Source organism: Pelatocladus sp., from assembly GCF_059505505.1.
This window is the reverse complement of sequence record NZ_JCACKS010000246.1, coordinates 1-26,998: the sequence shown is the minus strand read 5'-3', so window position 1 is coordinate 26,998 and position 26,998 is coordinate 1. Positions and strand designations below refer to the sequence as shown.

Sequence of the window (26,998 nt, the reverse complement as noted above, 5' to 3'; positions counted from 1 at the left end):
AAGATATGGAAGTAATTTTTAAGGTAATTCGACAGCAACATAATTCTTCTGCTAACGTACAAACTTACTCTTTACAGGTAGAACCAAGTAATACAATCCTTGATTGCCTCAATAAAATTAAGTGGGAACAAGACGGAACTTTAGCATTTCGCAAAAATTGTCGCAATACAATTTGTGGTAGCTGCGCTATGCGAATCAACGGACGTTCTGCTCTTGCTTGTAAAGAAAATGTTGGCAGTGAAATTTCTAGATTGCAAGAGTTAGCAGCACACACAAGTAAGGGAAATGCTATTCCGGAAATTACGATCGCTCCACTCGGTAATATGCCTGTAATTAAAGATTTAGTAGTGGATATGAACGATTTTTGGAATAACCTAGAGGCGATCGCACCTTATGTGAGTACAGCTAGCAGACAAGTACCAGAAAGAGAGTTCTTACAAACACCAGAAGAGCGATCGCGCCTTGATCAAACTGGCAATTGTATTATGTGTGGAGCTTGCTTTTCTGAATGCAATGCTTTTGAAGTCAATTCAAAATTCGTTGGCCCTCATGCTCTTGCCAAAGCTTACCGAATGGTAGCCGATAACCGTGATACTGAAACAGAAAACCGCTTAGAAAAATATAACGAAGATACCCAAGGTGTTTGGGGTTGTACTCGTTGCTTTTACTGCAACAGCGTATGTCCTATGGATGTTGCTCCCTTAGATCAAATCACCAAAATTAAACAAGAAATTCTCACCCACAAACAAAAAAGCGACAGTCGTTCAATTCGCCATCGCAAAGTGTTAGTAGAGTTAGTCAAAGCAGGTGGTTGGATTGACGAAAGAAAGTTTAGTTTACAAGTAGTCGGTAACTATTTTCGGGATTTGAGAGGATTGCTTGGTATTGCACCCCTGGGTTTGCGGATGCTTGCTAAGGGTAAATTTCCCCTTTCATTTGAACCTTCCCAAGGGACTCAACAAGTGCGATCGCTGATTGAGGCGATACAGGAAGAAGAGAATAAGGAATAAGGATCGGGGAAAGCGGAAAGGGGAAAGGGGATTGTGGGAAGAATAATATGGTAAATAATTCCCCTTGTCTTCCTTGTCTCTCCCCAATCCCTTCCCTAGCGTGGATCTTGGGGTATATTTAAAGGCTGTCCAGAACGGTTATAGACTAAAATATCCCACTGTCCATTATTACTATATTCAAAGGCAATTCTAGTACCATCGGCACTGATTGTCGGATTGCGGACTTCTGCTTGCAAGTTAGCAGTCAAATTGCGTGATTGTCTTGTTTCTCTGTCATATAAAAAGATGGCTGTTCGACCTTGACGAGAAGCAGCAAAAACTATACTACGACCATCATCAGAAATACTGGGATGAGAGGCGATCGCATCAAAAGCATTTAAACCAGGTATATCAATCAAATTGCGAGCAAGTGTATCAAACATATATACATCTTGGCTACCCCGTCGGTCAGAAGTATAGACAATATATCTTCCAGAAATTTGCGGAGTTAATTCCGAAGCAGGACTATTGAGACTCCTACCCCCAGGATCGAAAGGGTAACTCAAAAGACGGGGATAGCCAACACAGCCAGTTAATAAAGTTGTTAATGTAACTATAGGAATAAATATATAGTGTTTGGTCATTGGTCATTGGTCATTGGTCATTGGTTATTCTCCGCCTCTGCCTGCTCCTTTGTCCCTGCTCCCTTGTCAATGTGTGAATTTTGAATTGTTTTGTCCCTCCATTATCCTCTAAGGTAGAGGAGCCACAGCCGCACCATTAGGAATATCTAACTCAATTTCTGGCCCTCGGTCTAGTACTTCCACGTCCCACTGACCACGGCTAGCTGTTTCAAAAACTACATAGCGTCCATCCGGGCTAATATTGGGATTTCTTACCCAACCCCTGTATGTGGGGGTGAGGATTTGCGACTGTTGCGTAGCGCGATCATAAAGTGCCACAACAGGCCTACCCTGGTCACTGGTTATGTAGGCTATGTAGCGTCCGTTATAGCTGAGACTAGGACTTTCAACTATTGTCCCTGGTCGATTTAAGCGCGATGTACGTAAAAAACTTTGCTGCTGTAAGTCATACAGCAAGATCTGATGAGTGCCATTACGGGTTGATACAAAGGCTAAAATACGGCCATTTCCACTCAAGCTCGGTTGCTCTTCAGTGTAGCGACTGTTGAGAGAGGTCGAGCCAATGGGAATATTGTCAGGAGTACAGGCTACAAGCAAACCTGTTAAACCAAAAATCAGACTCCAAACACAATTTCGTTGGAGCCAAAATCCAGGTGTAATTTTTTTCACCTTAACTATTTTTCGTGATCTTTTTTGCAACCTCCACCTTAGTTTATAAGAGGAGAGTGCCAATTAAACATCATCGAAATCCACTGAATTATCTGATTCGTTTTCTGAACGATTCATCGGCTTGTATTCTACATAATCAGTAGAGATGACATCATCATCTTGACGCTCAGGTCGAGATTCTGCGTTATTGCGCGGACGCCGTCTTCTGAGTGGTTTTTGTGTGCTATCTGTAACATCATCACCACGGTTTTCAGGTCTGAAAGAACCATTAGTTTCCCGTCGAGAAGGTCTTCTTTCTCTAGTTGTCGGGGTATCCCAATCATCATCTGTTTTAGAAGTAGTATTACCCCAATCGTCGTCTAGGCGATCGCTAGTACGACTAGTTGGACGCGAACTACTACGCCGACGGTTTGTTCTGTCGCTGGGTTCCGATCTCTCACTATTACTGCGACGTTCTAAACGACGGGGTTCATCTTCATAATAATCACCGTAATCACCACGTGATGAGCGGTTCTCTCTGCTACTTGATATTCGGGGACGTGGACGTTCATCTTCATACTCTTCATCGTAAGGTAGGGAATCTAATTCTGCGTCCACCTCAGCTTTGTAGGGAGATTTTTTCCGATACTGATATCGACTACTAACTTCTCGCTCATCATCCACAATAGGAGTGTTACGTTTTGCTTGCTGAGTTGCAATACCCCGTAGCCGAATACTTTCCACCGCAAAAAATACTGTTGAGCCTACCAAAAGTAGCTGACCAAATTGTAGAATCGGGTCTAGACGCCATCCTTGGAAAATAAGAATAAAGCCGCAGAGCAAGCCCACAGCAGCAAAAAAGATATCTTGATCTCGCGAGAGTTCTGGACGCACTGTGCGGAGAAAGTACAAAGCAGCTCCAGCGATCGCCAGGAAAATTCCTAGAAGACTGGCTGAGTTCGCCCCAAAATTGACTTGAGCCAGAACACTGGCTGAGTTCAGCCAAAAAGTTACCATTGTTTTTTTCCTAATATCAAATCTATGTTAGCGAGTTGGTATTTAAATCTCTACTTTAACAAGTCACTAAATATATTGTAGAGACGCGACATTAAAGGCTGCGCCGTGCTATTTACAACCGTACGCTTTGCCAGTCGCGTCTCTACAAACTACCCAAAGCTAAAAAGCTACTGGTTTTGAAAGTCAAACTAAATCCCGTAGGTAATTATTAAGAACGTTGGATTTTATCTTTTTGGCTAATAAAAACCAATCCCACTGTAATAGGGACAACGACAATTACACTACCCCAAAGCAGGCTCCAAAGAAAATTTGCTAAAGAAGGCGTCATACTTTTCAACCTTTTTCTACAGACTTTACCTTAATTTTAATAGTCTATTACACCCTTGGGTTGATAGGACATAGACCAATACGGTTTAGTTAAGGATTTTTAGTACAGAAAATTGGTGTGTACCAGACGCGAAATTACCCTGTGGGGTCTTGCTACGCGTCTGGTACAAAAGATTGTGGGGTTTCACTCTTCAGTATGCAAAACTGGGCAACCTTGCAGCAAGGGGGTTTGATTAGAGAATGAATTGTATTCCAAACTACAAAATCCCCTTGCTGCCACCTCCACTCCTAGATATTAAATGTGGGCAAAATATATAAGGTTGCCCAGTTTTGCTCTTATTTGTCCAAGGGCTTAACTGAACTGTATTGGGACATAGACTAGTTTGTAAATAGGTATGGGAGTGTAAGGGTTTAACACCTCTACACCCCACACCCATTTACAAGACATCATTTAGCTAAAATAATAATGGTTAGGCTTAACAAAGTTTCAAAATTGATAAGTTCCGCCTGTTTTTTTTTTGTTTATTGCAGAGAGTGAGAAACTCGTACCATGACTGGTATTAACCTTACAGCTTGGATTCTCGGTCTAGGACTGGGATTGATGACACTTTTATTTATTTTTCGTATAGTTCTAACTTGGTATCCCCAAGTAGATCTAAATCGCTTGCCTTTTAACTTAGTAGCTTGGCCAACAGAGCCATTTTTGATACCAATGCGGAAGTTAGTTCCACCCATTGGTGGGGTGGATATTACACCGATTATTTGGGTTGGTATTTTTAGTTTTGTTAGAGAAATTCTTCTTGGTCAGCAAGGACTACTGATTATGATGTCTAGATAGATGTTGCTGGTTATAAATCAGTTAACAGTTAACAGTAAATAATAGAATTTGATAACTGATAACTGATAACTGAATCACCCTCTAGCCTTGCATGTCTTGTATAAAACTGGTGTAAACGTTACCCTGTAAAAATTGTGGGTTTTCCATAATTTTTTGATGAAAACTGATTGTAGTTGGTAGTCCTGTGATTGCACACTCTTGCAGCGCTCGTTTCATGCGGTTGATAGCTGTAGGACGGTCTTGTCCCCAGACAATTAGTTTACCGATCAAAGAGTCATAATAAGGGGGAATTTGATAGTCGGTGTAGACGTGAGAATCTATGCGGACACCAGGGCCTCCGGGTGGGAGATAGCCACTGATTCTACCAGGAGCAGGACGAAAATCGTGGTCGGGATCTTCGGCGTTGATCCGACATTCGATCGCATGACCTCGTAAAACCACTTGATCTTGGGTAAGTTTTAGTCTTTCCCCTTGAGCGACACGGATCTGTTCAACAACCAAGTCTACCCCTGTAATCATTTCTGTAACAGGATGTTCAACTTGAATGCGGGTATTCATTTCCATAAAATAAAAATCACCAGATCTATCTAAGAGAAATTCGATAGTTCCGGCGCCAGTATAATTGATAAATTGAGCTGCTTTTACAGCTGCTTGCCCCATTTTTTCCCGTAGTTCTGGGTCAAGAGCTGGACTAGGGGCTTCTTCCAGTAATTTTTGATTACGACGTTGAATAGAGCAATCCCGTTCACCTAAATGGATCACGTTTCCGTAATTATCCGCCAAAATTTGAAATTCAATGTGGCGCGGACGTTCAATAAATTTTTCTAAATAAACCCCAGAGTTACCAAAAGCGGCTCCTGCTTCGCCTTGGGCTGCTTGAAAAGACTTGATAAATTCGCTTTCTGAGCGTACTAGACGCATACCCCGTCCACCACCACCAGCAGTGGCTTTAATCATTACGGGGTAGCCCATTTTTTGAGCGATCGCCAATCCTTCTTTGTCTGACTCTAACAAACCATCGCTACCTGGTACTGTTGGTACTCCTGCTTTTTGCATGGTTTCTTTGGCTGTGGATTTATCTCCCATCAACCGAATTGCTTCTGGAGAAGGGCCAATAAAAGCAATATGGTGATCTGCACAAATTTCTGCAAACCGAGCATTTTCTGCCAAAAAACCATAACCAGGATGAATAGCAGTAGCATTGCGTGTCAAGGCTGCGGCAATAATATTAGGAATATTTAGATAACTTTTACTGCTAGCAGCTTCGCCAATGCAAACAGCTTCATCCGCTAGTTGGACATGGAGTGCATTGCGATCAACAGTAGAGTGTACCGCCACAGTTGCTATTCCCATTTCTTCACAGGCCCGGAGAATGCGAAGCGCGATTTCTCCCCGATTAGCAATTAATATTTTGTCAAACTTCATCTTTTAGTGTCGATATAAGTTAAGTAAATTGACTAAAGAAGTCACCAAGTGTAATGGATAGGTGTTGACAATTCAGCCCTTGGTTGACATTTTCTCCCAGCTAGTTTAAAACAACGCTTTCGCCTGATTTAAAATTATGACAGGAGTTAACAGTTATCAATTATCAGTTATCTGTTATTTGTTTCATTTATTGAGTTTAAGCCTCTGAGCATAAGCCTGATAACTGTTCACTGTACCTGCAAAAAGCTCCCGTAGAGCGTTTCCACCCTAGAGAAAGGCTTTGTCCCATGAGTACTCTCCCCTAAAATGCTATTTTCTGCCAGTCTAATGGGTCAAGAGTCAAAATCTTGTACATACAGAGTCTTGAATTTGTGAAAAATTTAATTATGACTCCACTATAGTGATTTTGTTGTGCTATATTTAGTCATTAGTGCAACCTTGCGGATGTGGCGGAATTGGTATACGCGCACGTTTGAGGGGCGTGTGGCTTTGCCTTGCGAGTTCGAGTCTCGCCATCCGCATATTTTTTAACTTAAAAATCCCGCCCGCGACTCAAGCGCAGGCTAATAGTTAAAACCCACTTGCTTTAAGTGGGTTTTAATGTTTGTGTCCTCCTTGTCCCCCTTCCCTTGTCGTACTATTGATCTCCCCCTGGTCCAGCAGTCACAATTACAAGATTCTCTGGATGAATCAAATCTTTAATTACCTGCTTTACTTGAGCCATATTCACTGCGTCAATTTGCTGAGGAAATTCTTTGATTTCTGCTAAAGATAGTCCATAGACGGAATTTTTCAAAATTAAATCCGCTACGTCACTGGGATTTGCTAAATCTACAGGGTAACTGTTGGTAATTGAGCGTTTTGCTGTGTTTAATTCCGCTTCAGTTATACCCTGTTCTCGCACCTGCTTAAGTAAAGCGATGGTGCTGGCGATCGCCTTTTGGGTATCATTAGGAGCGGTCTGCATTTGAATTAAAAATGGCCCTGGCTGACTACCAGCAGCAAAAGCGCTGTAAATACCATAGGTTAAACCTTGGCGATCGCGTACTTCTGTACCCAAGCGGCTAGATAAAGTATCGCCACCTAAAATTTGATTGAGTACCAAAGCAGGATAAAAACGAGGATCTTTACGGGAAATACCGTTATAACCAAGATAAGTCACAGCTTCCGCCTTACCAGGAATCACTGGGTTGACGCGTTTTGTAGATTTTGGTAACGATACTGGTGGTAGACTAATGTTGACTGGTTTACCCTGAGCTTGCCATTTACTGAAAGCTTTATTCAGCAAAGCTTTGACCCTAGCTGGGTCAAAATCTCCAACCAAAGCGATCGTTGTAGCATCTGGTCGGTAGTGTTCCTTATAAAACTTCACCAAGTCTTGACGAGAAATACTCTTTAAGCTTTTCTCTGTGGGAAAACTATAAAAAGGATGGTTTTCTGGATAAATTGCTTGCTGGAATACCCGTCGTCCCAGTCCACGAGGATCATCTAACTGGATTTTCAGACTTGTCAACGCTCTATCTCGACTCAATTCCAACTGATCACTGGGGAAGGTAGCATTTTGAACAACATCTGCCAAGGTTTGAATCATAATCGGTAGATTCGCAGACAGTCCATTCCCATTTATACTGACTCCCTCACGGCTAGCATTAAAGTTTAAGCCAACTCCTCGGTCTTCTAACTTTTGAGCAATGCTAAGAGCATTTTGTGTCTGTGTCCCATTCATTAAATTAGCTGCAACAAGATTTGCGAGTCCAGCTTGAGAATTAGTATCAAACTCACTACCTCCATCAATATTTCCACTCAAATTGACGGTGGGGACACTGCGATCGCGCAACAACAAAACTCGTAAGCCATTCTTAAGAGTAAATTCCTCTGGTAGAGGTTGATTTTGAGAAGTCGTGGTTGATGTCGCTGGAGGTAGATATTTAGCCAGTTCTGCTGGATCTACAGGTTTCCCAGGACTGAAGTTTTCCACCGTCCGACCAGAACCGCTATTAGAAGTCCCTGATTTACCGTCTGGTTGGGTGGGTTCAAAAAAGCCAATAGTTTGTTTACCAGGATTGAGGTAAGTTTTCGCAACTCGCTGCACATCTAGTGGTGTAACTTTGGCGATCGCCTGCAAATACCGTTCTACGTAGCGATAATCTCCAGCGACAGTTTGGTAAAGTCCAAGTAAATTGGCTTGACTGGTAATATCCTGGTTATTAAGTATAAAAGAAGTCTTTAGCAGTGTTTTAGCTCGATTTAACTCTGCTGTCGTGACTGGTTGTTGTTGTATTTTGGTCAGAGAAGTTTGCAATACCTGGTTAATTTTTGATAATTCCTGACCAGGAGCAGCTGTCACACTAATATCGTACCAACCTGGTTCAATTAATTCTACCGGACTAGCACTAATTGAACTAGCTAGACCAGATTCTACTAAAGCTTGATAAAGCTGAGAACTACGTCCACCTGTGATAACTGCATCCATAACATCAATTGCAGCTACATCTGGATGATGAACATTTGGTAATGGATAAACAACTTGCAAAAGTGCTGCACTTCCTGGTTGTTTTAAGACAATAGGAGATTTTTTAGTATCAGAAGAAGACAGGGGGAGTTTTTCTTGAGTCACCGCGTCTTTGCGTCTCCTTGTCCCGGTGTTCTCATTTCTTGTTTTCGGTAACTTACCAAAAGTTTTTTGTATAACTTTTAAAGTTGGTTCGGTAGCAAAATCACCTGTAATTACCAAAGTTGCGTTGTCAGGGCTGTAATAATTATGGTAATAATTTTGCACTTGCTCAACTGTAAATTTCTCGACATCGGCTTTTGTCCCTCCTACAGGTAAGCCATAGGGACGGTTCGCAAATGCAGATCGCATGACAGCGCGGTTGAGGCGATAACCAGGAGAATTTTCGTATCCTTGTAACTCAGAAATTACCACACGCTTTTCACTGTTTAATTGTTCGGCTCCTATTAAAGAGTTTTCCATGCGATCGGCTTCTAGAGTCAGCAGTGCTTCTAGTTTGTCCTGCTCTACCGTACCAAAATAAGCGGTTTCATCGTAAGTGGTAAAAGCGTTAAACTGACTACCCAAAGCACTAAATAATCGACCAAACTGCACTGGACGGTCTTTAGTACCTTTGAACATTAAATGTTCTAATTGATGGGAAATGCCATTTTCCCCTGCTTTTTCGTTGCGTGAACCAACTTTATACCAAACTTGCACACTGACTACAGGTGCAGTATGAACTTCCTTTGTCAGCACTGTTAAGCCATTATCCAGAACAGTTTTACGCACCCCTTGTGTTAGAGAAGTTTCAGGGGCTGGTGTGACAGCATAACTGAAGTTATTAGTTATGAATACTCCACTCAGAGTAAAACTGAGGAACAAGCCAAGAAGAATATATGCAAGCCGCTTACTGAACAAACGCATGTTAAGGTACAGAAAAATATTTACTGAAGTCAGCAAAGTTTGAGTTTACTTTAAATCAGGCTAACAAATCAGCATAAAAGCGTGGTGGCAATTGTATGAAAAAGTTGCGATCGCTCTTATTTAAACGTAAATAAACTTAAAAAAACATAAAATTATAGAGACGCGAAATTTTGCGTCTCTACAAATTAAAACCCACTCAGATAGTTAGTCGGCTTTATTTGTTCTTGTGGCTTTGCTTTCCAGCTTTTACATGTTGTTCATGGGTACCACCTTGAGTACCTTTTGCTTGTTCTTGTTCGTTATCATTATTTTCATTGCGATCGCTTCTGTGGGAGTGCTTACCACCTTCTCGACCAATCTCTGCCATAAATTCTCGGTCTTGGCTTGTAGTTTCTCCACCTTTACGACCAGCTTCTCTAGCCTCTTCTGATGTAAATTCGTGTGCAGTTCCTTTTTCGTGAGCAGCTTTTCCGCCTTTACTAGCAATTTCACGCTGCTTATCTTCATCCATGGATGCAAATCCACGTTTGCTTGTATCTGACATAATAATTCTCCGTTTTTCTTTGTTTTTATTCTTGTCAAAAAATGCAGTTTTAAAGAATCTAAAGAGTTTGTAATTCACCCTTGATTCTGTGTCTAATTTACAAATTAAAAATTCTGTAAACCTCTTTCTAATAGAGTAGTTTGTTGCCTAGAAAACATATTTTGTATTACAAAAAATAATTCTATAGTTAGAGTAATTAATTAAAAAGAAGATTCTATTTTGCAAAGAAAATATGTTCTAAACAAAGGAAAATTTGATAGTTATTAATTTTATTTTCATCCTAATAAAATCTACCAATAGGGAGATAAATTATCTTGATATTTATATATGAAAGCAATCTCATCTATTTTAGAAGTTGTTTGAAAAGTGATTGGCTGTAATTTTAATTACATTATTACCTCCCTTAATCCCTCCTTTGCAAGGGGGGAAACAAGAGAAATCCGGTTCCCTCCCCTTTACAAGGGGAGGGTTAGGGTGGGGTAAAAATATTTGATACATCAATCATGACTTTTCAAACATCCTCTAAGACACTAAAAAGAAATAGGTAAATTTAAAAGCTATATTTGCAAGATTCAACAACCAGCAATTATCAAATACAAACGAATTACTGTTGTGTAGCCGAACGTCCTTGCTTACCTAACTTGATTAAGACAAAATAGCTCAGATAACCTACATAAAATATCAAACCAATAATACCAAGAAAGCCGAGAAAGCCAGCACTAGTTTTGGGATGGAACCATTCTTTGAATACTAAGGGTGCTTCAAACCAGATATGACAATTGGGATTATTGCTAATATTTTCCGAAAAAGCACAACCCAGGAAAGGTATAAAGGCAAGTGAACCTAGAATACAATAAATAGTTGTTGCCCAGCGCCAAGAAGTAAAAGTCAGCTTTAACGGGCCGCTAGACTGATACTCAATTTCATCATTAAGATCTACCCAAAACCACAGTGAAATTGGTATGAGGATACGAGCCAAAAATCCAGAGATAAAACTGACTGGATATTGAGCAATCATTAAATAAATGGTGATAGCCAAAAGACTAGATACTCGCCAGTAAATAACTAACAAGCGTTGCATTCCCTCAGCTTTTTGCACAAATGTCCAAATCAGCAAAATCAAAGGAATGATGACTGTAAATAATACTGCTAGTCTGTAATCCATCCAGACAAAAGAGCGAAACCAAATTTCTTTTTCCATAGTATTTCCACAAAAGATAAATAATTTTACTTAGAGAATATACAGCTAATAGTTAACAGGAGCATTCCAATTTTTTCAATATACCGCAAAGGGTTTAAACCCTTTGTTAATAGCACAAATTGTCTTCATAGGACTCAAATAAATCAAACAGAACAGTCTGCTTAAGCAGACTTTCGCAGGCGGGTATAAACAATCAATAATTCCGCCGTTAAATCCGTCCATGAGAATCATGGAAGAAGGATGCGCGGCGGAATTATTGTTCAATTTTCTTCGCAGAAACTGTCAATATTTAGTATTTTCCCGTGAAAATAAGAAAATATCAGTTATACCTAAGCATGTACACGCCTATTGTTTGAGCTAGGATACAAGCAAGGTATTAAGATTGTGCGAAAAAAACTGAAAGTGCAAAATATTAGCCAATAGATCTTTGTTACTTTTTGGTCAATATTTTCAGATCAACTCACTGAACTAATTGTTAGTCCTCATAAATTCGACACTCATCTGCTTCGGGGTTATCATCACAGTACTTTTCAAAAGGAGTTTTTGGCTTGGATTGCTTTTGGTGAGAAGCTTCAGCTTGTAATTCTTCGACTGCATCCCAAGCAGCAGCACATTCTGCGGAATTGCTACCTGAAAGATCACAGACAGCGCGAGCTTCTTCAAGTTCTTGTTCGATTCTGTTGTGGATGTCTGTCATAGTTCTAATTTGCTGTGTGTTATTAATACCAGTATAGAAAAAGTACGGAAAGAGCTTTTTTGCACTATTCCACACTATTCTAGCCATATAGCTACCACTTTAGTACTTTCGATTGTTACTTTATAACAAAGTACAGCAATTAACAGGACGTCTTGCCTTATAATCTATTTCTTTTAAGATTTTACCTAAGCATACACCTGTAAGATTATACAATTATCTTTAGATAGATGTAATAGTAATAGCAATTCTTAGTTTATAGAATTTAATAAAAAGCTAAATTCACCTGATTTTGGGATGCAACTTCATGTTTTCCAAGATAAAAAATAAAAAACTATTAGCCGAATTGTAGAAAAGCGTAAAATTCATGGCAGACCAAATGCAGTGGGCAAATGCCCAATCAACCCGTCCCTCTTTAGAAGCAGCTGTTGCAGATGTGGTACAACGCACAACTTCTTCCTTATCAGCACCTGCGGATTTAGGGCTGGTATTCATTTCGTCTGCTTTTACAAGTGAATATTCCCGACTGTTACCTCTTTTAGCAGAACAACTTTCAGTTCCTGTGTTGATTGGCTGTAGTGGTGGTGGTGTGATTGGCACTAGTCTGGCTGGACACACCCAAGAATTGGAAGCAGAACCAGCCTTAAGCCTGAGTTTAGCTCATCTGCCTGGAGTGGATGTCAAAGCTTTTCATGTTGTTGGTGAACAATTACCTGACTTGGATGGACCACCAAATCCTTGGATCGATTTGATTGGTGTACCATCTTCACCAACATCTCATTTCATTTTGCTGTCTGCTTCCTTTTCGTCTGGGATCAACGATTTATTACAGGGGTTGGATTATGCGTACCCAGGCTCTATGAAAGTTGGAGGTCAAGCAAGTAGTGGCGTAATGGGTGGTCGGATTGCGCTTTTTTGTAATGGTCGTTTGTATCAAGAAGGAACGGTTGGGGTAGCATTAAGTGGCAATATTGTTTTAGAAACAATAGTGGCTCAAGGATGCCGACCTATTGGCCAGCCATACCAAATTACAAAAGGCGATCGCAACATCATTTTAGAGTTAGACGAACAAGCACCACTTTCGATACTGAGAGATTTAATTGCGAGTTTGAGCGAAGAAGACCGAACACTGGCGCAAAATTCCTTGTTTGTCGGTCTAGCAATGGATGCATTTAAGCCTTGTTTGCAACAAGGAGACTTTTTAATTCGCGAGATTTTGGGGGTAGATCCTTCAGGAGGAGCGATCGCAATCGGTGATTACGTTCGTCCTGGACAACGCCTACAATTCCACTTACGAGACGCTGAAGCTTCGGCGGAGGACTTGGAATTTCTGCTGGAACGTTATCAAAAAGAACAACAATCTCAGCCTGCTGCTGCTGGTGCATTAATGTTTTCCTGTCTGGGGCGAGGCGAAGGGCTATATGGCAAACCAAATTTTGATTCCCAGCTATTTCAGCGTTACTTCAACGATATTCCCCTGGCAGGCTTTTTCTGTGCTGGCGAAATTGGCCCTGTTGGTGACACGACGTTTTTGCATGGTTATACTTCTGTCTTTGGGATTTGTCGATCTTTAGAGAATGGGTGATGGGGGACAAGGGGGACAAGGGAGCAGGGAGAATCACCAATCACCAATCACTAATGACTCACCAACAAAGTACTGTGATTATCAATGAGTGTAGGTGTGCCACAAGTTGCGATCGCACCGTATTTTTCAAAATAACGACCTACCTCTGGCGGAAAGTGGGAACCGTCAAATAATGCGTCTCCATTGGCAACATTAGCCCAAAAGTCTCGCAGAGTGGGGGCTAATTCTTGAGCTTGCTCTAATGGTAGGCTCAAAGGAGGTAAGGTCAAAAATTTCATTAAAAAGGGAAAGCTGCGATCGCCCATCCATTTACGCGAACTGTGTTGCAAATTCGGGAAATCTGGGACTGACTCGACTCGATACGACAACATCTGCAACCATTGTCTAGCGTAGCGATCGTGACGAAACTCTAATACTCTGTAGGGATGAGGATAGCTGACTAAAGAACCAGTAGTAATTTCATATATACCCTGAGAGTATGCTACGTCCTGAACATGCAAATGCCCTGTAAATACTAATCTGACTCCGTAGCGTTGCAACAGGGATAATAATTCCCCAGCATTTTCTAACATATAGCGATTTGCCATAGGGTGGCGTGATTGATTAGGTAAGTGTTCCACAACATTGTGGTGTATCATCACCAGTACTAATTCATCACCAGTTGTAGCTAGAACTTCTTCTAACCATCGCAGTTGTTCAATATCCAAACGTCCTATTTGCTCTTCTTGGTCATTGAACAAATTAGAATTCAGACCAATTAGTCTGACTCCTGGCAAGACCTGACAAGTGTAGTAAGGTTGTTTGGAATCTGTGTAACCAAATTTACTATAATAACTGGGGAAATCCGCAAATGCAATTGATTGCTCATTAGCCTTGAAAACAGGAACATCGTGATTACCAGGCACAACGTAGGCAGGAAAAGGTAACTTAGCCAAGCGTTGTGCTAACCAAGCATGGTTCTCTGGTTCACCGTGCTGAGTTAAGTCTCCAGGAAGTAAAATAAAATCTAAATCTAACTGTGTTAGATGTTCTAATACACTTTCAAACCCTGAAACACTGACTTCCACCAAATGAAAACGACTGGGATGATTCCAGATTGTGTGAGGAAGAGCAATATGTAAGTCGCTGACTATAGCAAAGCGAAAATTGGGAATCATTGAAGTAAATACTATTTTAAAAACAACGTTTAAAAATCCTTTTAAAATAAAGTATAACCTCTGCCTCCTAGACTTGCGTAGCAATGATCCCACTTAATATTTGTACATATTTAAAAATTGTTATTGGGAAAATAGAATTAGGATTAACTCAAAAAAGCAAATTATTTCTAAAAGCCTACATTATTAGGGCTATTTCAAGCTTATACCATTTCTATATGAAGACGCATAGAAAGAACCCCACCACCTGCGGCATCTCCTCTTGGTAAGGGGAGATTGGGAGGGATAAAAATAGTGTGCAGCTTCACAGAGAATTGGTATTATGCATTATCAAAAAGGGAAAAAATATGTCAAAATAAGAATTTATTATGGTTAAAATACATTATATTGATATAAATCAAAAACCAACAAAAAGAACAAATAATCTTATAAAAAACTAATAACTACCAACAAGCAAGAAATAATTAAGGAGATTTTTTTTGGTACGCGTTCGAGTCCGTCAGCACGTTAATCCCCTGGCAAACAAGTATCAAGCACCAGCTAATCCTTTAGACTGGGAAAAAGTCTATTTCCAGTCAAATCAACCACTGCATTTGGATATTGGCTGTGCCAGAGGACAATTTTTATTACAATTAGCGCAAATAGAACCAAGTTGGAATTTTTTGGGTTTAGAAATTCGTGAGCCTTTGGTAGATCAAGCGAATAGAGTGCGGGATGAGTTAGAATTACAAAATTTGCACTATTTATTTTGTAACGTCAATAATTCTTTGCGATCGCTTTTATCAACTCTCCCCACAGGAAGCTTGCAGCGTGTCAGCATTCAATTTCCTGATCCTTGGTTTAAAAATCGTCATGCAAAACGGCGGGTAGTACAACCGGAATTAGTTGCAGAACTCTCAGATTATCTGATTCCAGGGGGAATGGTATTTTTACAATCAGATGTAGAATTTGTCGCAACACAAATGTGCGATCGCTTTGCTGCTCATTCTAGTTTTCAAAGACAAGGTTCGGGAGAATGGTTAGCAGAAAATCCCCTCCCAGTCTCTACAGAAAGGGAAATAGCTACTCAGAAAAAGGGCGAACCTGTATATCGTGCTGTGTTTACAAGACTAAATCATTCGTGAACAACGAAATTCCCGACTTCTTAGAGCATGGATCTGGCGAATGGTGAATATAATCCAATACGCTTGGTGTTAAGCCCACAAATTGGTTTGTAGAGGCTATAAATTTAATCGTTATTTGCGTTCGCTTTCACATTTATGTAAATATTGTTTCATTCATAAGAAACGTTCTAATGTTTCTTGCAAATGCTTTAATGTTTTCTATAGATCAGAGAGTTATTATAAGAAATGTTCTAATGTTTCTTGCAAATGCTTTAATGTTTTCTATAGATCAGAGAGTTATTATAAGAAATGTTCTAATGTTTCTTGCAAATGCTTTAATGTTTTCTATAGATCAAAGAATTTTTATAATCAACGTTAATTTAGTAAGTGTGTAGACACGTAGCGCTTCTCGGTTAGGCGATCGCTAGATTCTCAACAATCTAAATCCAAGAATGAAACCACATCCGCAATTTATAAGCTTGAGGTGAGAGAGGTAAAGCTAGATAAAGCGGTAGCCAGAAAACAAAAGCTGTCAAAATCGTAAACGTAATCGTGACGCCAATGGCACGGAGTCCCTTGGAATAACTGCGAAGACATTGATCTACAAACCAAGCGATCGCCATAAAAGCAAACACAACAGCTGTCATGTAGTGATAGATAAAAAGACAGCGATTGACTCCTACCCAAGGTAGTAAATTGGCAGCATAATTTAAAACCAAATATAAAGCAATCCAAGTATCAACAGAAAGTCTTGGTGCGATCGCAAAACGCTTTTTCCTGACTAAAAAACTTATCGCTTGCCATCCCAACATTATTACTAACAGTAACAGAGCAATGACACCAAACCACCATAAGAACGGATTCCCCATTGCATGAACATCATAAATTACTTTGCCAGTACCCGTAGGTAAAGGTGGTCCCACTACAGGAAGGGGTTCTTTAAGATTTGTTGCTGTTTCGTATAAATAAGCCATTGGTCGAGTCAGTAAAGGCCATTTATACCATGCAGCACAGTAAGGGTGGACTGTGGGAGTATTACCCCCTAAACGCTCATGAAACAGTAGAATTTGTTTATGAACTTCAATAAAATTATGTTTTCTGTTTATTAATAAATGAGGAATCCAAATCAGACTGTAGATTAATGCAGGGATAATTCCTAAATAAAAGAAAAAGCTTACAAAATTTAGCTGCGTCAGGTTTTGTAATGGAGATGTTTTTTTTTCATGTTCCCATAAATTAGGGCTTTCTCGGGTAATATTTGTCTGACTTATTCTTCCTATAAATTTCCATCCCCAGGCGAAAATCCAGGTTAGATAAGCACCCAACAAAAACCACAGACCGTTCCATTTCGTAGCAGCAGAAGCGCCAAAAGCAACGCCAGCCAGTATGAGGTAAACTCTGCGCTGTTGTCTGTGATTTGCTAAGGCTAATAAAAACAACAACTGTCCTAATAACCCAAAGATAACTATATATATATTGATCAAAGCGTAGCGAGACTCGACGATAAATATACCGTCACAAGCGGTGAATAAACCTGCTAGGAAAGCAAAACTACGACTATAACTTAATTGATAGGCAATTCCTGTAATAATTAAGGGAATAAATGAGCCAAACAGAGCATTAAGCCAACGATAACTCCAAGCTGGTCGTAATGTACCTGTTAAACCATTTACCGGATCATGCCAAAAAGGAATGCGATCGCTAATCCACATTCCCAACGCAATTATCAGTTTACCAAACGGTGGATGACCATCAAAAAATGGAGTGTGAGTGAGATAGTTATTGCCGAATTTAGCATAGTAAACTTCATCAAATACAAAGGTGTTAAATCTCCCTAATCCCCAAAATCGTAGGAAAAGTGATAGAAGAAATATACCTGCAATGCCTATCCAAAACCATTTTTTTGTCATTGATCAATAGTCATTGGTGATTTGTGATTGGTGATTGGTGATGGGAAGAGACTTGTTAAATAATTCCCCCCACACTCCCCACACTCCCTTCTCCCTGCTCCTTTGTCCCCTATCTCCGATCCCCTATCCCTCAACTTTCGCCACTTCTAGCATGGTTTTTAATACAGAATCAGGATTTAGGCTAATTGAATCAATTCCTTGTTCCACTAAAAACTGAGCAAATTCCGGATAATCACTGGGTGCTTGTCCACAAATACCAATTTTGCGATTGTGTTTTTTCGCCGCAGCGATCGCCATCTTTACCATTTGCTTTACTCCCTGACTGCGTTCGTCAAACAACCCTGCTACTAAGGCTGAATCTCTGTCTATGCCTAGTGTTAGCTGAGTTAAATCATTGGAACCAATGGAAAATCCATCAAATACCTCGGCAAACTCCTCAGCCATTATGACATTATTAGGCAATTCGCACATCACATAAACTTGCAAACCATTCTCACCCTGATGTAGACCATTTTTTGCCATTTCTGCCAACACTAACCGTCCTTCATCAGGAGTGCGGCAAAAAGGAATCATAGGGATAATGTTAACTAAACCCATTTCTTCGCGGACTCGCTTCATCGCCTGACACTCTAAAGCAAAACCTTCGCGATAGCCTTGGTCATAATAACGTGCAGCGCCCCGCCAGCCAAGCATGGGGTTTTCTTCTTTAGGTTCAAATTGTCTCCCACCGAGTAGATTTGCATACTCATTACTCTTAAAGTCTGACATTCTCACAATTACTGGTTTAGGATAAAATGCTGCGGCAATTCTGCCAATGCCTTGCGCTAATTTATCAACAAAATACTGTGGTTTATCATCGTAAAGCGCAGTAATTTCTGCTATTTTTTCTTTGACAAATTGATCTTCTAGTTGGTCATATTTAATTAATGCCATGGGATGGGTTTGAATGTGATTGGCGATAATAAATTCAGTCCGCGCCAAACCAACTCCATCGTTAGGAATTGCAGATAAACTAAAAGCTTCCTGGGGATTACCCACATTCATGAAAATTTGGGTGCGGGTACGAGGTAAATCTTCCAAAGCAACTTCTTGCACATCAAAAGGTAGTAATCCTGGGTAAACTTTTCCTTCTTCTCCTTCAGCACAAGAAACAGTTACTTCTTGACCACTTTTTAATACTTCTGTCGCATTCCCACATCCCACAATAGCAGGTACACCTAGTTCTCTGGCAATAATTGCGGCGTGACAGGTGCGTCCTCCAGAATTAGTAATAATCGCCCTAGCACGCTTCATAATTGGTTCCCAGTCGGGATCAGTTCTATCTGTTACCAAAACTTCCCCAGGTTGGAATTGGTCAATTTTGCTGACTTCAGAAATTACTCGTGTTTTTCCTTGACTAATTGCTGAACCTACAGCACGTCCTGTCACTAGGGGATCGGGGATTGAGGATTGGTGATTCTCCAGAGAAGACGCTTCGCGTAGACGCGCAAGTGGCTTCTCATAGAGTACGGGAGAAGACAAAAGAGAAATTTTTTCTTGTCCTCCGTGTCCTCCGTGTTCCCCTTGTCCCATTGTGAGTCTATAAGTCCGCAACACATTCTGGCTTTTCTGAGATTGGACTGTTTCTGGACGCGCTTGAACGACAAATAATTCATTAGTGATACCATCTTTTGCCCACTCAATATCCATCGGGGTGTAGACGCCGTGAACTTGAGAATAATGGTCTTCAATCAAACAGGCCCAATGTCCTAGTTGTAAAATTTCATCATCTGTAATCGCAAATTTATTTTTTTCTGGACTGGAAACTAAAACATTTTTAGTAAATTTAGAGCCATCGTCATAAACCATTTTTAATTCTTTGCTGCCCAATTTTTTATCGATAATTGAGCGAAATCCGGCTTTTAATGTCGGTTTAAAAACATAATATTCATCAGGATTAACTGCGCCTTGAACAACATTTTCTCCTAAACCATAGGCTGCTGTAATCAGTGCTGCATCTTGGAAACCTGTTTCGGTTTCTATGGTGAACATGACTCCAGCAGATGCTAAGTCAGAACGCACCATTTTCTGTACACCTACGGCGAGGGCAATGTTAAAGTGATCAAAGCCTTTAATATGACGATAAGAAATAGCGCGATCAGTGAATAATGAAGCAAAACATTTATGACAAGCTGCTAAAACTCCCGCAGTTGTAGTCACGTTGAGGTAGGTTTCTTGCTGTCCCGCAAAACTTGCATCGGGTAAATCTTCGGCGGTAGCGCTAGAACGAACTGCTACATCTGTATCTAGATAATACTGTTCACACAAAGTTTGATATGCACGGGCGATCGCATCGCGCAATTCTGGTGGAAATGGTGTATGTATCAGTAGCGATCGCGCTTTTTTACCTCGTTCGCGTAAATTGTTAACATTATCAACATCCAAGTCAGTAAACAATTCCCGCAGTTGTGCTTCTAATCCAGCAGATTCAATGAAGTAGCGATAAGCATAAGCAGTGGTAGCAAAACCCATTGGTACATTTATACCTTTGGGTGTTAACTGTTGAATCATCTCACCCAAAGATGCATTTTTGCCACCAACTAGCGGTATATCACCAATACCAACTTCATTAAACCAGAGAATGAGCGATCGCTCTTTGGCAGTTAGTTGAGCAGTTTCTTTTATAACTCTAGTCATCAGTATTTACTCCTGATAATAGTTTTTATTGTTCAGCAAAGATAAGCAGTTGAGTTTATTAGTCTAAAATAGTTCGTCTCTTTATTGACTAACTTTAATATATCTATAATTTTAGTAATCTACTTTATATTTTATTTGGAATCACTATGTCCAAGGTTATAGAAAAATTTTTATTTAATTTGATAATGGATATGAAAAGTGATGTAGAGCGAATAAATCTGTATTTTATATTTCCGAAATTATATCTGTTAATCCTGAATCTATATAGATGCTTTTTTTGATTTCACTCAAGGGGTAAAGTATGTTTGAGCGCTTCCTAGAAAAAATTATTAAAAAAACAGCACTCAAAATTTTAAAAGCAACGATTGCTGAATTACCCGCTACCAATCCGTTAGTTACAGATTGTAACCAGTTATTACCAAAAATAGCTAATTTTTTTGATTTATGATAATCCTTTAATTTGCTGGTGATTTTTGGTTGGTAGTTGTTTGCCATAATACATAACTACTAATTAATCACTCACAACAACTCCGAAATTGTTACAGAATTATGAATACTCAAGATATTAAATTTCCCAAAGGACGTACAGCATTTATTATTATCCACGGTGTCGGTGAACAAATACCTTATGAAACAGTAGATTATTTTGCCCAAAACTTAGTTAAACACTTTGAAGGGCAGAGTTTACCAATCATGTTAGAACACTTAATTGCTAAACGAAGACTATCGAATGGTCGTCGTTGGATAGAAAGCTTTGTGCGTCTTAGCCCTACTGAATTTCCAGCAGATGATTTTATAGATATTCACGAATATTATTGGGGAGCTGATACGGAAAATAAAATTAGTGTATCAGAAGTATTGCAATGGGCAGATCAGACACTAGAAGGGACAATCGCATTTTATAGTCGTAAGGAAAATCAATCTAAATTAGATGATATTTTGAAAGAAAAAAAATGGAAGAGTTTTTTTAAATATCGCCTACGCTGGCTAACTATATTTTTACGGATATTTAAAATAATATATCCTTGGTTACGACTAATTGTTTACCTATTTCTAATGTTATTAAGTCCATTTCTTCAAGGCAAGTTTCTACAACCAGCTTGGAATTTAAGCAGAAAACTGATAACTCCTTTGCTAGTGAATTTGGTGGGAGATGTTGCTATATATACTACTAATACTGTAAAATCTCCTTACCATAAAATTCGTGAACAAATACTAGCAGAATCATTAACACTGCTCAAAGCCATTCTCAGGGATAAAGCCGCAAATTATGATCAAGTAATTATAGCAGGACATTCTCTCGGTAGCTGTATTGCTTACGACACCTTGAATATTTTATGTATAGAAGCAAGTCTATCTAAAGATCAGGGCAAAAGTTTGCTTGTTAATAAAATCACAGGGTTAATCACTTTCGGATCTCCATTAGATAAGATTGCTTTTTTCTTCAGAGAAATGGCAGAGCAGCATCAGTACATTAGACAGAGAATATTAGAACACTTAAATTCTTTTCGTGTAAAGCCTTTATATATTCGGTTAACTCCATATTTGACTACAAACCCAGTAGAATGCCAACTAGAAAAAATTCGCTGGGTAAATTATTATCATCTACAAGATCCAATTAGTGGTCACTTAGATTATTACGACAGCTTAGATAATATGCGGATGGAATATGAAACTTCTTGGGGGGAAAAGGCGCATTTAGGTTACTGGACAGATCCCAATTTCTATAAGGATATTGCCCAACGCTTTCTTTCAAAAACAAATGAGTAGTAACTCGTAGCTCAATATATCCCATAAAGGACATAACATTATGTAAAATGGTTTTTCAATTTGATGCAAAAATATATGCTCAAATCCGAACTGACCACAAATACAAAAAATGAATACTACAAATGAAATATCAAGGTACTTAATAGATCAAGCTTCGACAATCCAAAATCTCAAACCTGAAATGGTATAACCTATGAAAATGCTTTGCCGCACATAAGATGTCCATATAGTATATAGTGCTTGGTGGTTCGTAAGAAGATTAAGAACAGGTTATTAAATTACAAATTCAATCATTACTACTTAGTAAGTTCTTGGTTATTTAAGCCTAACAATTGCAAACTAATGACTTCAGCCATTGGGAAACTACCCAATCACACCAGACAACGGAGGGAAAATCATGGGTAAGTACGACAAATTTTTTGAGTCGGAAGAGGTGTTGGAAGAATCACTCAATCCAAACGAAGCGATCGCAGCAGTCGCAGTTGTGACTGCAATTGCTGACTCTTCCATAGAAGATGTAGACGCAGAACTATTGACGGATATTCTCTGGGGATTTGAGATTTTTGACGAATATTCCGACGATGAATTATTAGAAATGATCGATAAACTTTTAGCCTTTGCTGAAGATGAAGGAGTCGGAACACTTTTCAACACTGCTTATGAATGTTTGGATGATGAATTAATCCCAGATGCTTTTGCTGCGGGAGTGAGTATGCTGGTAGATGAAGAAGATCTGCTTATTCCCAAGGGAAAAGCAACTTTACTTAAGAAGCTACAACAAGCCTTAGAACTAGAAGATGACGAAGCGAAGGAAATTGTAGAAGAAGTTATTACCGCTTTTGAAGAAGCAGAAGACGAAGACTTCCTAGACGACGAAGAAGATGAAGAAGACTTCTTAGAATCAATGTCTAGCCAGACAATATATGAGTCACCTGCGGGTAATTTTACAGTCCCTGTTCCATCCAGCCTGCGACAAGGCGCGATGATTGATAGTCAAGAAGGAATAGTGATTTTTTCTGATGATCTTGGTTCCTTATTCAGAATCGATTATAGTTCCCTGCCTACTCAACAAATGTATGATATGGAATCTGTAGGACAGGAAGAATATTTAAGGTCTATTCTTTTAAATAAGTATGTGCCTAGTGCGATCGCATCTAATTTACCAGATGCTTCGGTGGATTACACTGAATATCTGTCAGATGTATTAGAAGGTGCTTACTTTACATTAGTAAATATGCCCGAAGGTTCAACAGTTCCTAAAACAGGGAACAACGGAACTGCTATTAAATGTGATGCTTATCGAGGATTGTTAGCATTTATTGATGGAGACTTTTTGTATATAGTCAGTAGTCAGCGCAGCTTTTGTGATGGTGAAACTCCAGCTGGTGTTAAACAAGAAGCCCAAAATCTGAAGCAGAGTATTATCAGCTTCGTGGATACGATTGAGTTTAGTTAGCTGCAATCCGCGATCGCACTCATACAGCGTATTGCAGGTTTATGAGGTACAGACTATTCGGTCATAAATTATAAGAAAGTTTTTCACTCAATCAGAGATGTACCTCATTTACTTGAAAACTGCTGTATATTCCCAATCAGAAGGTGTTTTTTTGAAAAAATCGCCTTCTGTTTTTGCTTGCGATCACAGATTGCAGCTAAAGCAGTCAAATTATTTGGCATTGCTGATTTCATGTATGAAAATGATTTTGCATAATGCCAAAATCTTTGTAGAGCCACGATATATCGTGTCTCTATATTCGGATTCATACCGCATTCAGCAACGCCAATTATTTTTAAGGAGTTGGTCAAAGCGATCGCTATTGGTTAGAGTGAATACGATTATCATTTAAAAAATAAGGTATCTCGGATATGGTCAGTACTGTGACAACAGACGTAGTTCCAGTAACAGTTCTCACTGGTTATTTGGGATCTGGAAAAACAACTCTGCTCAATCGTATTCTCACCCACGAACATGGCAAAAAAGTGGCTGTGATTGTCAATGAATTTGGGGAAGTCGGTATTGATAATCAATTGGTGATCGATACAGATGAAGAAATCTTTGAGATGAACAACGGCTGTATCTGCTGTACAGTGCGGGGTGATTTGATTCGCATCATCAGTAATTTGATGAAGCGACGTCACAAATTTGACCATTTGGTGATTGAAACCACTGGGTTAGCTGATCCTGCGCCAGTGATTCAGACATTTTTTGTCGATGAAGATATGCGCGAACAGTTAGAACTGGATGCTGTGGTAACAGTAGTCGATGCCAAGCACATTTGGCAACATTGGGAAGCCGACGAAGCGCAAGAACAGATTGCTTTTGCTGACGTTATTTTGTTAAATAAAACTGATTTAGTCACGCCAGATGTACTCGATGAATTAGAAAGGCGAATTCGCGGGATGAATGCAATGGCAAAAATTTACCGTACCCGCAATTCCCAAGTTGGAATGGATGCACTTTTGGGTGTGAAAGCCTTTGATTTGGATCGTGCTTTGGAAATCGACCCAGAATTCTTGGGAGAAGATGCTCATCAACACGATGAAACCGTCTATTCTGTGGCTTTAGTTGCCGAAGGCGCCCTGGATGGAGATAAACTCAACAATTGGCTAGGCAAGTTACTGCAAACCCAAGGCCCGGATATCTTTCGGATGAAGGGTATTTTAAATATGGCTGGAGAAAGCGATCGCTTTGTCTTTCAAGGAGTACATATGATCTTTGAAGGAAAACCGGATCGCCCTTGGAAAGACAGCGAAACCCGTAAAAATGAACTAGTCTTCATCGGTCGTAACCTAGATGAAGCCAAACTCAAACAAGATTTTCTCGCCTGCTTAGTTTAAAGGACACGCAGGACAAGGGGGATACGGATAACAAATCCTTGGGTCTCCCCTTGTTTAGAATGAAATCATCGAGCAATCAGCATGGGTTCTTCGCAACTTTTGGTGATCTTGGTTGGGGTTAGTGTTAGGAATGAGGATTAAATAAAGTGTAAAAGTAGGCTGTGTTAGCGGAGCGTAACGCACCGTTTTAAGTTCCATCAGAATTGCATGTTATTAAATTTGCGTTCCTTAGTGATTTTAGAGGGGGATTTTGTGCAAAACCCCAAACAATATTGAAAATAATTGTATAAAACATTACTAAGATATATTTTTGTAAAGATAAGCTTAAAATTTTATACTGCTTGATGTAAGTGTGATAATTTAAACAATGCAAAATTAAAAAACCCAAAAAATTCCTAAAAAATTGGTTATTTTTAACTTATTTGTATAAAAAGAGTGTGCTTTTTAGCTCATTATTTAAATTTCTTACTTAAACAAAATCACTATATTCAGTTAATTTATTTTACTTGACTAGCACATCTATAAAACTTTCGTCTGCGAGATATATATGACATTAACTTCTGAGGTAAAAAATAAATTAGAAAATAATGGTAGCTACATAGGCGCAAAACTAGACAGATGTGTAAGTGGTGATTGCTATCCAGCCAGCATCCTGAATATAGGTATAAAAGGAGTAGTAAGAAGGGTATCAACAAGTTTTGCAGAACCGATTAGAAAAGAATTCGATTCTGCGATGAATAACTTATTTGATGATAATTTAACTCCATTTGCAGAAAAAATTGATTACATCGCCCAAAGGCGAATTGCACAAACAGAAGACGCTGCTAAAGATATAGTTACACAGACAGTTGATAACTTTTCTGGGTTAAAAAACGAAATCAAAAGCAATATTGATGATTTGCTTAGTGATGTTGATACAGGCTACAAAGAAAATCTGAAAATCACCTTTGATGAAATTAATTTGGCTCGTGCAGAAGCAATCTTAAGTTTAAGAGCAACAATAGGAGATATTGATAAATCATTAGAAAACAGAATTACTCAAATTTCCATCACAATGATGGATACTATTAAAACAGCTAAAGAAATTAGTGATAGATTTACACCGGAACAATTTCGGAGAAAACTAATTGAACCAACACTAGATCGGATAGATGCTTTAGAATCAAAGTTTTTTCAAGATGTAGATAAGTTAATAGATAAAATTGAAGCGATCGCAGTCGGAGAAATAGAAGAATTTAAAAAAGAATTAGAAAAATTTAGACGCTTGCTGCCTAATCCATTTGATGATTGCAGACGCAAGCTAGATTTACAATGGAAGTTGGGACTAGATTTAGAAAATATTGATATTTATAGATTAAAAGAGTGTGAACTCTTAACCAGAATTAATGAGAAATCATCTATTAGTAAAATACTAGATGTATACGGGCAACTGCAATATAATGCAGCCAGAATGAACTATGTTGCAAGAAGCGCACCTGACTTTAAAGATATTTTTATCAGGGATTGGTTGAAGTATGGTCAACTATATAGATTTTGGAAGAATTGGCTTTAGCTCAGTTAACATTTATCTACTAAAGATAGAACACTAACAAATCAATTTGTAATTTTAAAGGAAAAAACATGGCATTAACACCATTACAAGCCTATGAAGAAGCAATTAAAAGAATAGAAGACACACGCAAGGAATTAGAAAATGAAACAGCTAGATTTGAAACAATAAAATCGCAAATCCAAGCGCAAGTGCAATCTATCCAAACAGAATTACAAAAGAAAACTAAAGAAATAGAGCAACTAAAATCAGAACTTCAGGCGACAAAAACGGAACTTGAAACCACAAAAACTCTCCTCACAAATACAACAAATCTGATTCAAGATACTGCAAAAACAGTAAAGACTGCTTACTCAGAAGCACAAACTGCTCGTTCTGAAGCGAAAAACGCTCAAACCACTGCAAATACAGCTCGTTCTGAAGCACAAACTGCTCAAAACACCGCAAATACGGCTCGTTCGGAATCACAAACTGCTCAAAACACAGCTAACACCGTGCGTTCAGAAATTAATTCAGTTAAATCTGGTATAGAAAATGGTTCCATAATTGCTCAAAAAGCAATTATGTTAAGAACTAGAGATCATAACCACTGGCTGCGATGGCGTACAGTTGATAATAAAAATCATGTATCGGCTCAATAAACAGGGGTAGCCAAGAAAAATAAAAAA

The 26,998-nt window shown here is 39.1% G+C and carries 23 protein-coding genes and 1 tRNA gene; 10 read left to right on the top strand and 14 right to left on the bottom strand.

Annotated features, from left to right (window positions below):
* Window positions 1–5 precede the first annotated feature (5 nt).
* Window positions 6–1,010, top strand: coding sequence for a succinate dehydrogenase/fumarate reductase iron-sulfur subunit (locus AC5JMK_RS25115; RefSeq protein WP_495911257.1), 1,005 nt, complete (start codon window positions 6–8; stop codon window positions 1,008–1,010).
* Between the two features lie 95 nt (window positions 1,011–1,105).
* On the opposite strand, the gene AC5JMK_RS25110 is transcribed toward AC5JMK_RS25115, so the two are convergent.
* The 4 genes from AC5JMK_RS25110 to psbX all read right to left on the bottom strand — a co-directional run bounded on the left by AC5JMK_RS25110 (window position 1,106) and on the right by psbX (window position 3,626).
* Window positions 1,106–1,633, bottom strand: a complete 528-nt coding sequence (locus AC5JMK_RS25110) for a TolB family protein (RefSeq protein ID WP_096675500.1) — start codon at window positions 1,631–1,633, stop codon at window positions 1,106–1,108.
* A gap of 108 nt (window positions 1,634–1,741) precedes the next feature.
* Window positions 1,742–2,302 (bottom strand): TolB family protein, encoded by a 561-nt coding sequence (locus AC5JMK_RS25105; RefSeq protein ID WP_096675499.1) that lies wholly within the window; start codon window positions 2,300–2,302, stop codon window positions 1,742–1,744.
* A gap of 63 nt (window positions 2,303–2,365) precedes the next feature.
* The gene (locus tag AC5JMK_RS25100) at window positions 2,366–3,298 is read right to left on the bottom strand and encodes a Ycf66 family protein (protein WP_096675498.1); all 933 of its coding nucleotides are present in this window, start codon (window positions 3,296–3,298) and stop codon (window positions 2,366–2,368) included.
* 208 nt (window positions 3,299–3,506) lie between these two features.
* Window positions 3,507–3,626, bottom strand: a complete 120-nt coding sequence (gene psbX / locus AC5JMK_RS25095) for a photosystem II reaction center X protein (RefSeq protein WP_096675497.1) — start codon at window positions 3,624–3,626, stop codon at window positions 3,507–3,509.
* Window positions 3,627–4,175: 549 nt separating this feature from the next.
* On the opposite strand from psbX, the gene AC5JMK_RS25090 reads away from it, so the two are divergent.
* The gene (locus AC5JMK_RS25090) at window positions 4,176–4,463 is read left to right on the top strand and encodes a YggT family protein (protein WP_096675496.1); all 288 of its coding nucleotides are present in this window, start codon (window positions 4,176–4,178) and stop codon (window positions 4,461–4,463) included.
* An 81-nt stretch (window positions 4,464–4,544) separates the two neighbouring features.
* On the opposite strand, the gene accC is transcribed toward AC5JMK_RS25090, so the two are convergent.
* Window positions 4,545–5,888, bottom strand: coding sequence for an acetyl-CoA carboxylase biotin carboxylase subunit (accC, locus tag AC5JMK_RS25085; RefSeq protein WP_096675495.1), 1,344 nt, complete (start codon window positions 5,886–5,888; stop codon window positions 4,545–4,547).
* 440 nt (window positions 5,889–6,328) lie between these two features.
* On the opposite strand from accC, the gene AC5JMK_RS25080 reads away from it, so the two are divergent.
* A tRNA-Leu gene (locus AC5JMK_RS25080) sits at window positions 6,329–6,409 on the top strand.
* Window positions 6,410–6,525: 116 nt separating this feature from the next.
* On the opposite strand, the gene AC5JMK_RS25075 is transcribed toward AC5JMK_RS25080, so the two are convergent.
* The 4 genes from AC5JMK_RS25075 to AC5JMK_RS25060 all read right to left on the bottom strand — a co-directional run bounded on the left by AC5JMK_RS25075 (window position 6,526) and on the right by AC5JMK_RS25060 (window position 11,748).
* A complete protein-coding gene (locus tag AC5JMK_RS25075) occupies window positions 6,526–9,306 on the bottom strand; it encodes a M16 family metallopeptidase (RefSeq protein ID WP_096675494.1) in 2,781 nt (926 codons plus the stop codon).
* A gap of 214 nt (window positions 9,307–9,520) precedes the next feature.
* Window positions 9,521–9,850: a KGG domain-containing protein gene (locus AC5JMK_RS25070; protein WP_495911256.1), complete on the bottom strand. Its 330-nt coding sequence runs from the start codon at window positions 9,848–9,850 to the stop codon at window positions 9,521–9,523.
* Between the two features lie 604 nt (window positions 9,851–10,454).
* The gene (locus AC5JMK_RS25065) at window positions 10,455–11,051 is read right to left on the bottom strand and encodes a DUF3177 family protein (protein ID WP_495911255.1); all 597 of its coding nucleotides are present in this window, start codon (window positions 11,049–11,051) and stop codon (window positions 10,455–10,457) included.
* A gap of 475 nt (window positions 11,052–11,526) precedes the next feature.
* A complete protein-coding gene (locus AC5JMK_RS25060; RefSeq protein ID WP_096678879.1) occupies window positions 11,527–11,748 on the bottom strand; it encodes a Calvin cycle protein CP12 in 222 nt (73 codons plus the stop codon).
* A 364-nt stretch (window positions 11,749–12,112) separates the two neighbouring features.
* Between AC5JMK_RS25060 and AC5JMK_RS25055 the strand changes: the two genes are divergently transcribed.
* The gene (locus AC5JMK_RS25055) at window positions 12,113–13,330 is read left to right on the top strand and encodes an FIST signal transduction protein (RefSeq protein WP_096675491.1); all 1,218 of its coding nucleotides are present in this window, start codon (window positions 12,113–12,115) and stop codon (window positions 13,328–13,330) included.
* A gap of 50 nt (window positions 13,331–13,380) precedes the next feature.
* Here AC5JMK_RS25055 and AC5JMK_RS25050 read toward each other — a convergent pair whose 3' ends face one another.
* On the bottom strand, window positions 13,381–14,487 hold the full coding sequence (locus AC5JMK_RS25050; RefSeq protein WP_096675490.1) for a metallophosphoesterase family protein: 1,107 nt from the start codon (window positions 14,485–14,487) through the stop codon (window positions 13,381–13,383).
* 476 nt (window positions 14,488–14,963) lie between these two features.
* Here AC5JMK_RS25050 and trmB point away from each other — a divergent pair, with 476 nt between their 5' ends.
* Complete coding sequence (gene trmB / locus AC5JMK_RS25045; RefSeq protein WP_096675489.1) at window positions 14,964–15,608, top strand: tRNA (guanosine(46)-N7)-methyltransferase TrmB; 645 nt, start codon at window positions 14,964–14,966, stop codon at window positions 15,606–15,608.
* 419 nt (window positions 15,609–16,027) lie between these two features.
* On the opposite strand, the gene AC5JMK_RS25040 is transcribed toward trmB, so the two are convergent.
* The 3 genes from AC5JMK_RS25040 to AC5JMK_RS25030 all read right to left on the bottom strand — a co-directional run bounded on the left by AC5JMK_RS25040 (window position 16,028) and on the right by AC5JMK_RS25030 (window position 20,668).
* Complete coding sequence (locus AC5JMK_RS25040) at window positions 16,028–17,497, bottom strand: dolichyl-phosphate-mannose--protein mannosyltransferase (RefSeq protein WP_495911254.1); 1,470 nt, start codon at window positions 17,495–17,497, stop codon at window positions 16,028–16,030.
* Between the two features lie 123 nt (window positions 17,498–17,620).
* The gene (gene ppsA, locus AC5JMK_RS25035) at window positions 17,621–20,173 is read right to left on the bottom strand and encodes a phosphoenolpyruvate synthase (protein WP_495911253.1); all 2,553 of its coding nucleotides are present in this window, start codon (window positions 20,171–20,173) and stop codon (window positions 17,621–17,623) included.
* A gap of 225 nt (window positions 20,174–20,398) precedes the next feature.
* The gene (locus tag AC5JMK_RS25030; RefSeq protein ID WP_495911252.1) at window positions 20,399–20,668 is read right to left on the bottom strand and encodes a hypothetical protein; all 270 of its coding nucleotides are present in this window, start codon (window positions 20,666–20,668) and stop codon (window positions 20,399–20,401) included.
* Window positions 20,669–20,722: 54 nt separating this feature from the next.
* Here AC5JMK_RS25030 and AC5JMK_RS25025 point away from each other — a divergent pair, with 54 nt between their 5' ends.
* Complete coding sequence (locus AC5JMK_RS25025) at window positions 20,723–21,943, top strand: hypothetical protein (RefSeq protein WP_495911251.1); 1,221 nt, start codon at window positions 20,723–20,725, stop codon at window positions 21,941–21,943.
* 397 nt (window positions 21,944–22,340) lie between these two features.
* Window positions 22,341–23,399 carry a tellurite resistance TerB family protein gene (locus AC5JMK_RS25020; RefSeq protein ID WP_096675484.1) on the top strand — a complete coding sequence of 353 codons (1,059 nt, stop codon included), beginning with the start codon at window positions 22,341–22,343 and terminating at the stop codon, window positions 23,397–23,399.
* 104 nt (window positions 23,400–23,503) lie between these two features.
* On the opposite strand, the gene AC5JMK_RS25015 is transcribed toward AC5JMK_RS25020, so the two are convergent.
* Window positions 23,504–23,749, bottom strand: a complete 246-nt coding sequence (locus AC5JMK_RS25015) for a hypothetical protein (RefSeq protein ID WP_495911250.1) — start codon at window positions 23,747–23,749, stop codon at window positions 23,504–23,506.
* Between the two features lie 60 nt (window positions 23,750–23,809).
* On the opposite strand from AC5JMK_RS25015, the gene AC5JMK_RS25010 reads away from it, so the two are divergent.
* The 3 genes from AC5JMK_RS25010 (at window position 23,810) to AC5JMK_RS25000 (ending at window position 26,971) form a co-directional block, all read left to right on the top strand.
* On the top strand, window positions 23,810–24,781 hold the full coding sequence (locus AC5JMK_RS25010; RefSeq protein ID WP_096675482.1) for a CobW family GTP-binding protein: 972 nt from the start codon (window positions 23,810–23,812) through the stop codon (window positions 24,779–24,781).
* Window positions 24,782–25,328: 547 nt separating this feature from the next.
* A complete protein-coding gene (locus AC5JMK_RS25005; RefSeq protein ID WP_096675481.1) occupies window positions 25,329–26,333 on the top strand; it encodes a hypothetical protein in 1,005 nt (334 codons plus the stop codon).
* Window positions 26,334–26,401: 68 nt separating this feature from the next.
* Window positions 26,402–26,971, top strand: a complete 570-nt coding sequence (locus AC5JMK_RS25000) for a hypothetical protein (protein WP_495911249.1) — start codon at window positions 26,402–26,404, stop codon at window positions 26,969–26,971.
* Window positions 26,972–26,998: the final 27 nt, after the last annotated feature.

Bases quoted from the DNA above. Each gene is read 5' to 3' on its own strand.
- AC5JMK_RS25115 (WP_495911257.1), top strand. From the start codon at position 6: ATGGAAGTAATTTTTAAGGTAATTCGACAGCAACATAATTCTTCTGCT.
- AC5JMK_RS25110 (WP_096675500.1), bottom strand. From the start codon at position 1,633: ATGACCAAACACTATATATTTATTCCTATAGTTACATTAACAACTTTA.
- AC5JMK_RS25100 (WP_096675498.1), bottom strand. From the start codon at position 3,298: ATGGTAACTTTTTGGCTGAACTCAGCCAGTGTTCTGGCTCAAGTCAAT.
- psbX (WP_096675497.1), bottom strand. From the start codon at position 3,626: ATGACGCCTTCTTTAGCAAATTTTCTTTGGAGCCTGCTTTGGGGTAGT.
- AC5JMK_RS25090 (WP_096675496.1), top strand. From the start codon at position 4,176: ATGACTGGTATTAACCTTACAGCTTGGATTCTCGGTCTAGGACTGGGA.
- accC (WP_096675495.1), bottom strand. From the start codon at position 5,888: ATGAAGTTTGACAAAATATTAATTGCTAATCGGGGAGAAATCGCGCTT.
- AC5JMK_RS25075 (WP_096675494.1), bottom strand. From the start codon at position 9,306: ATGCGTTTGTTCAGTAAGCGGCTTGCATATATTCTTCTTGGCTTGTTC.
- AC5JMK_RS25070 (WP_495911256.1), bottom strand. From the start codon at position 9,850: ATGTCAGATACAAGCAAACGTGGATTTGCATCCATGGATGAAGATAAG.
- AC5JMK_RS25065 (WP_495911255.1), bottom strand. From the start codon at position 11,051: ATGGAAAAAGAAATTTGGTTTCGCTCTTTTGTCTGGATGGATTACAGA.
- AC5JMK_RS25060 (WP_096678879.1), bottom strand. From the start codon at position 11,748: ATGACAGACATCCACAACAGAATCGAACAAGAACTTGAAGAAGCTCGC.
- AC5JMK_RS25055 (WP_096675491.1), top strand. From the start codon at position 12,113: ATGGCAGACCAAATGCAGTGGGCAAATGCCCAATCAACCCGTCCCTCT.
- AC5JMK_RS25050 (WP_096675490.1), bottom strand. From the start codon at position 14,487: ATGATTCCCAATTTTCGCTTTGCTATAGTCAGCGACTTACATATTGCT.
- AC5JMK_RS25040 (WP_495911254.1), bottom strand. From the start codon at position 17,497: ATGACAAAAAAATGGTTTTGGATAGGCATTGCAGGTATATTTCTTCTA.
- ppsA (WP_495911253.1), bottom strand. From the start codon at position 20,173: ATGACTAGAGTTATAAAAGAAACTGCTCAACTAACTGCCAAAGAGCGA.
- AC5JMK_RS25030 (WP_495911252.1), bottom strand. From the start codon at position 20,668: ATGGCAAACAACTACCAACCAAAAATCACCAGCAAATTAAAGGATTAT.
- AC5JMK_RS25025 (WP_495911251.1), top strand. From the start codon at position 20,723: ATGAATACTCAAGATATTAAATTTCCCAAAGGACGTACAGCATTTATT.
- AC5JMK_RS25020 (WP_096675484.1), top strand. From the start codon at position 22,341: ATGGGTAAGTACGACAAATTTTTTGAGTCGGAAGAGGTGTTGGAAGAA.
- AC5JMK_RS25010 (WP_096675482.1), top strand. From the start codon at position 23,810: ATGGTCAGTACTGTGACAACAGACGTAGTTCCAGTAACAGTTCTCACT.
- AC5JMK_RS25005 (WP_096675481.1), top strand. From the start codon at position 25,329: ATGACATTAACTTCTGAGGTAAAAAATAAATTAGAAAATAATGGTAGC.
- AC5JMK_RS25000 (WP_495911249.1), top strand. From the start codon at position 26,402: ATGGCATTAACACCATTACAAGCCTATGAAGAAGCAATTAAAAGAATA.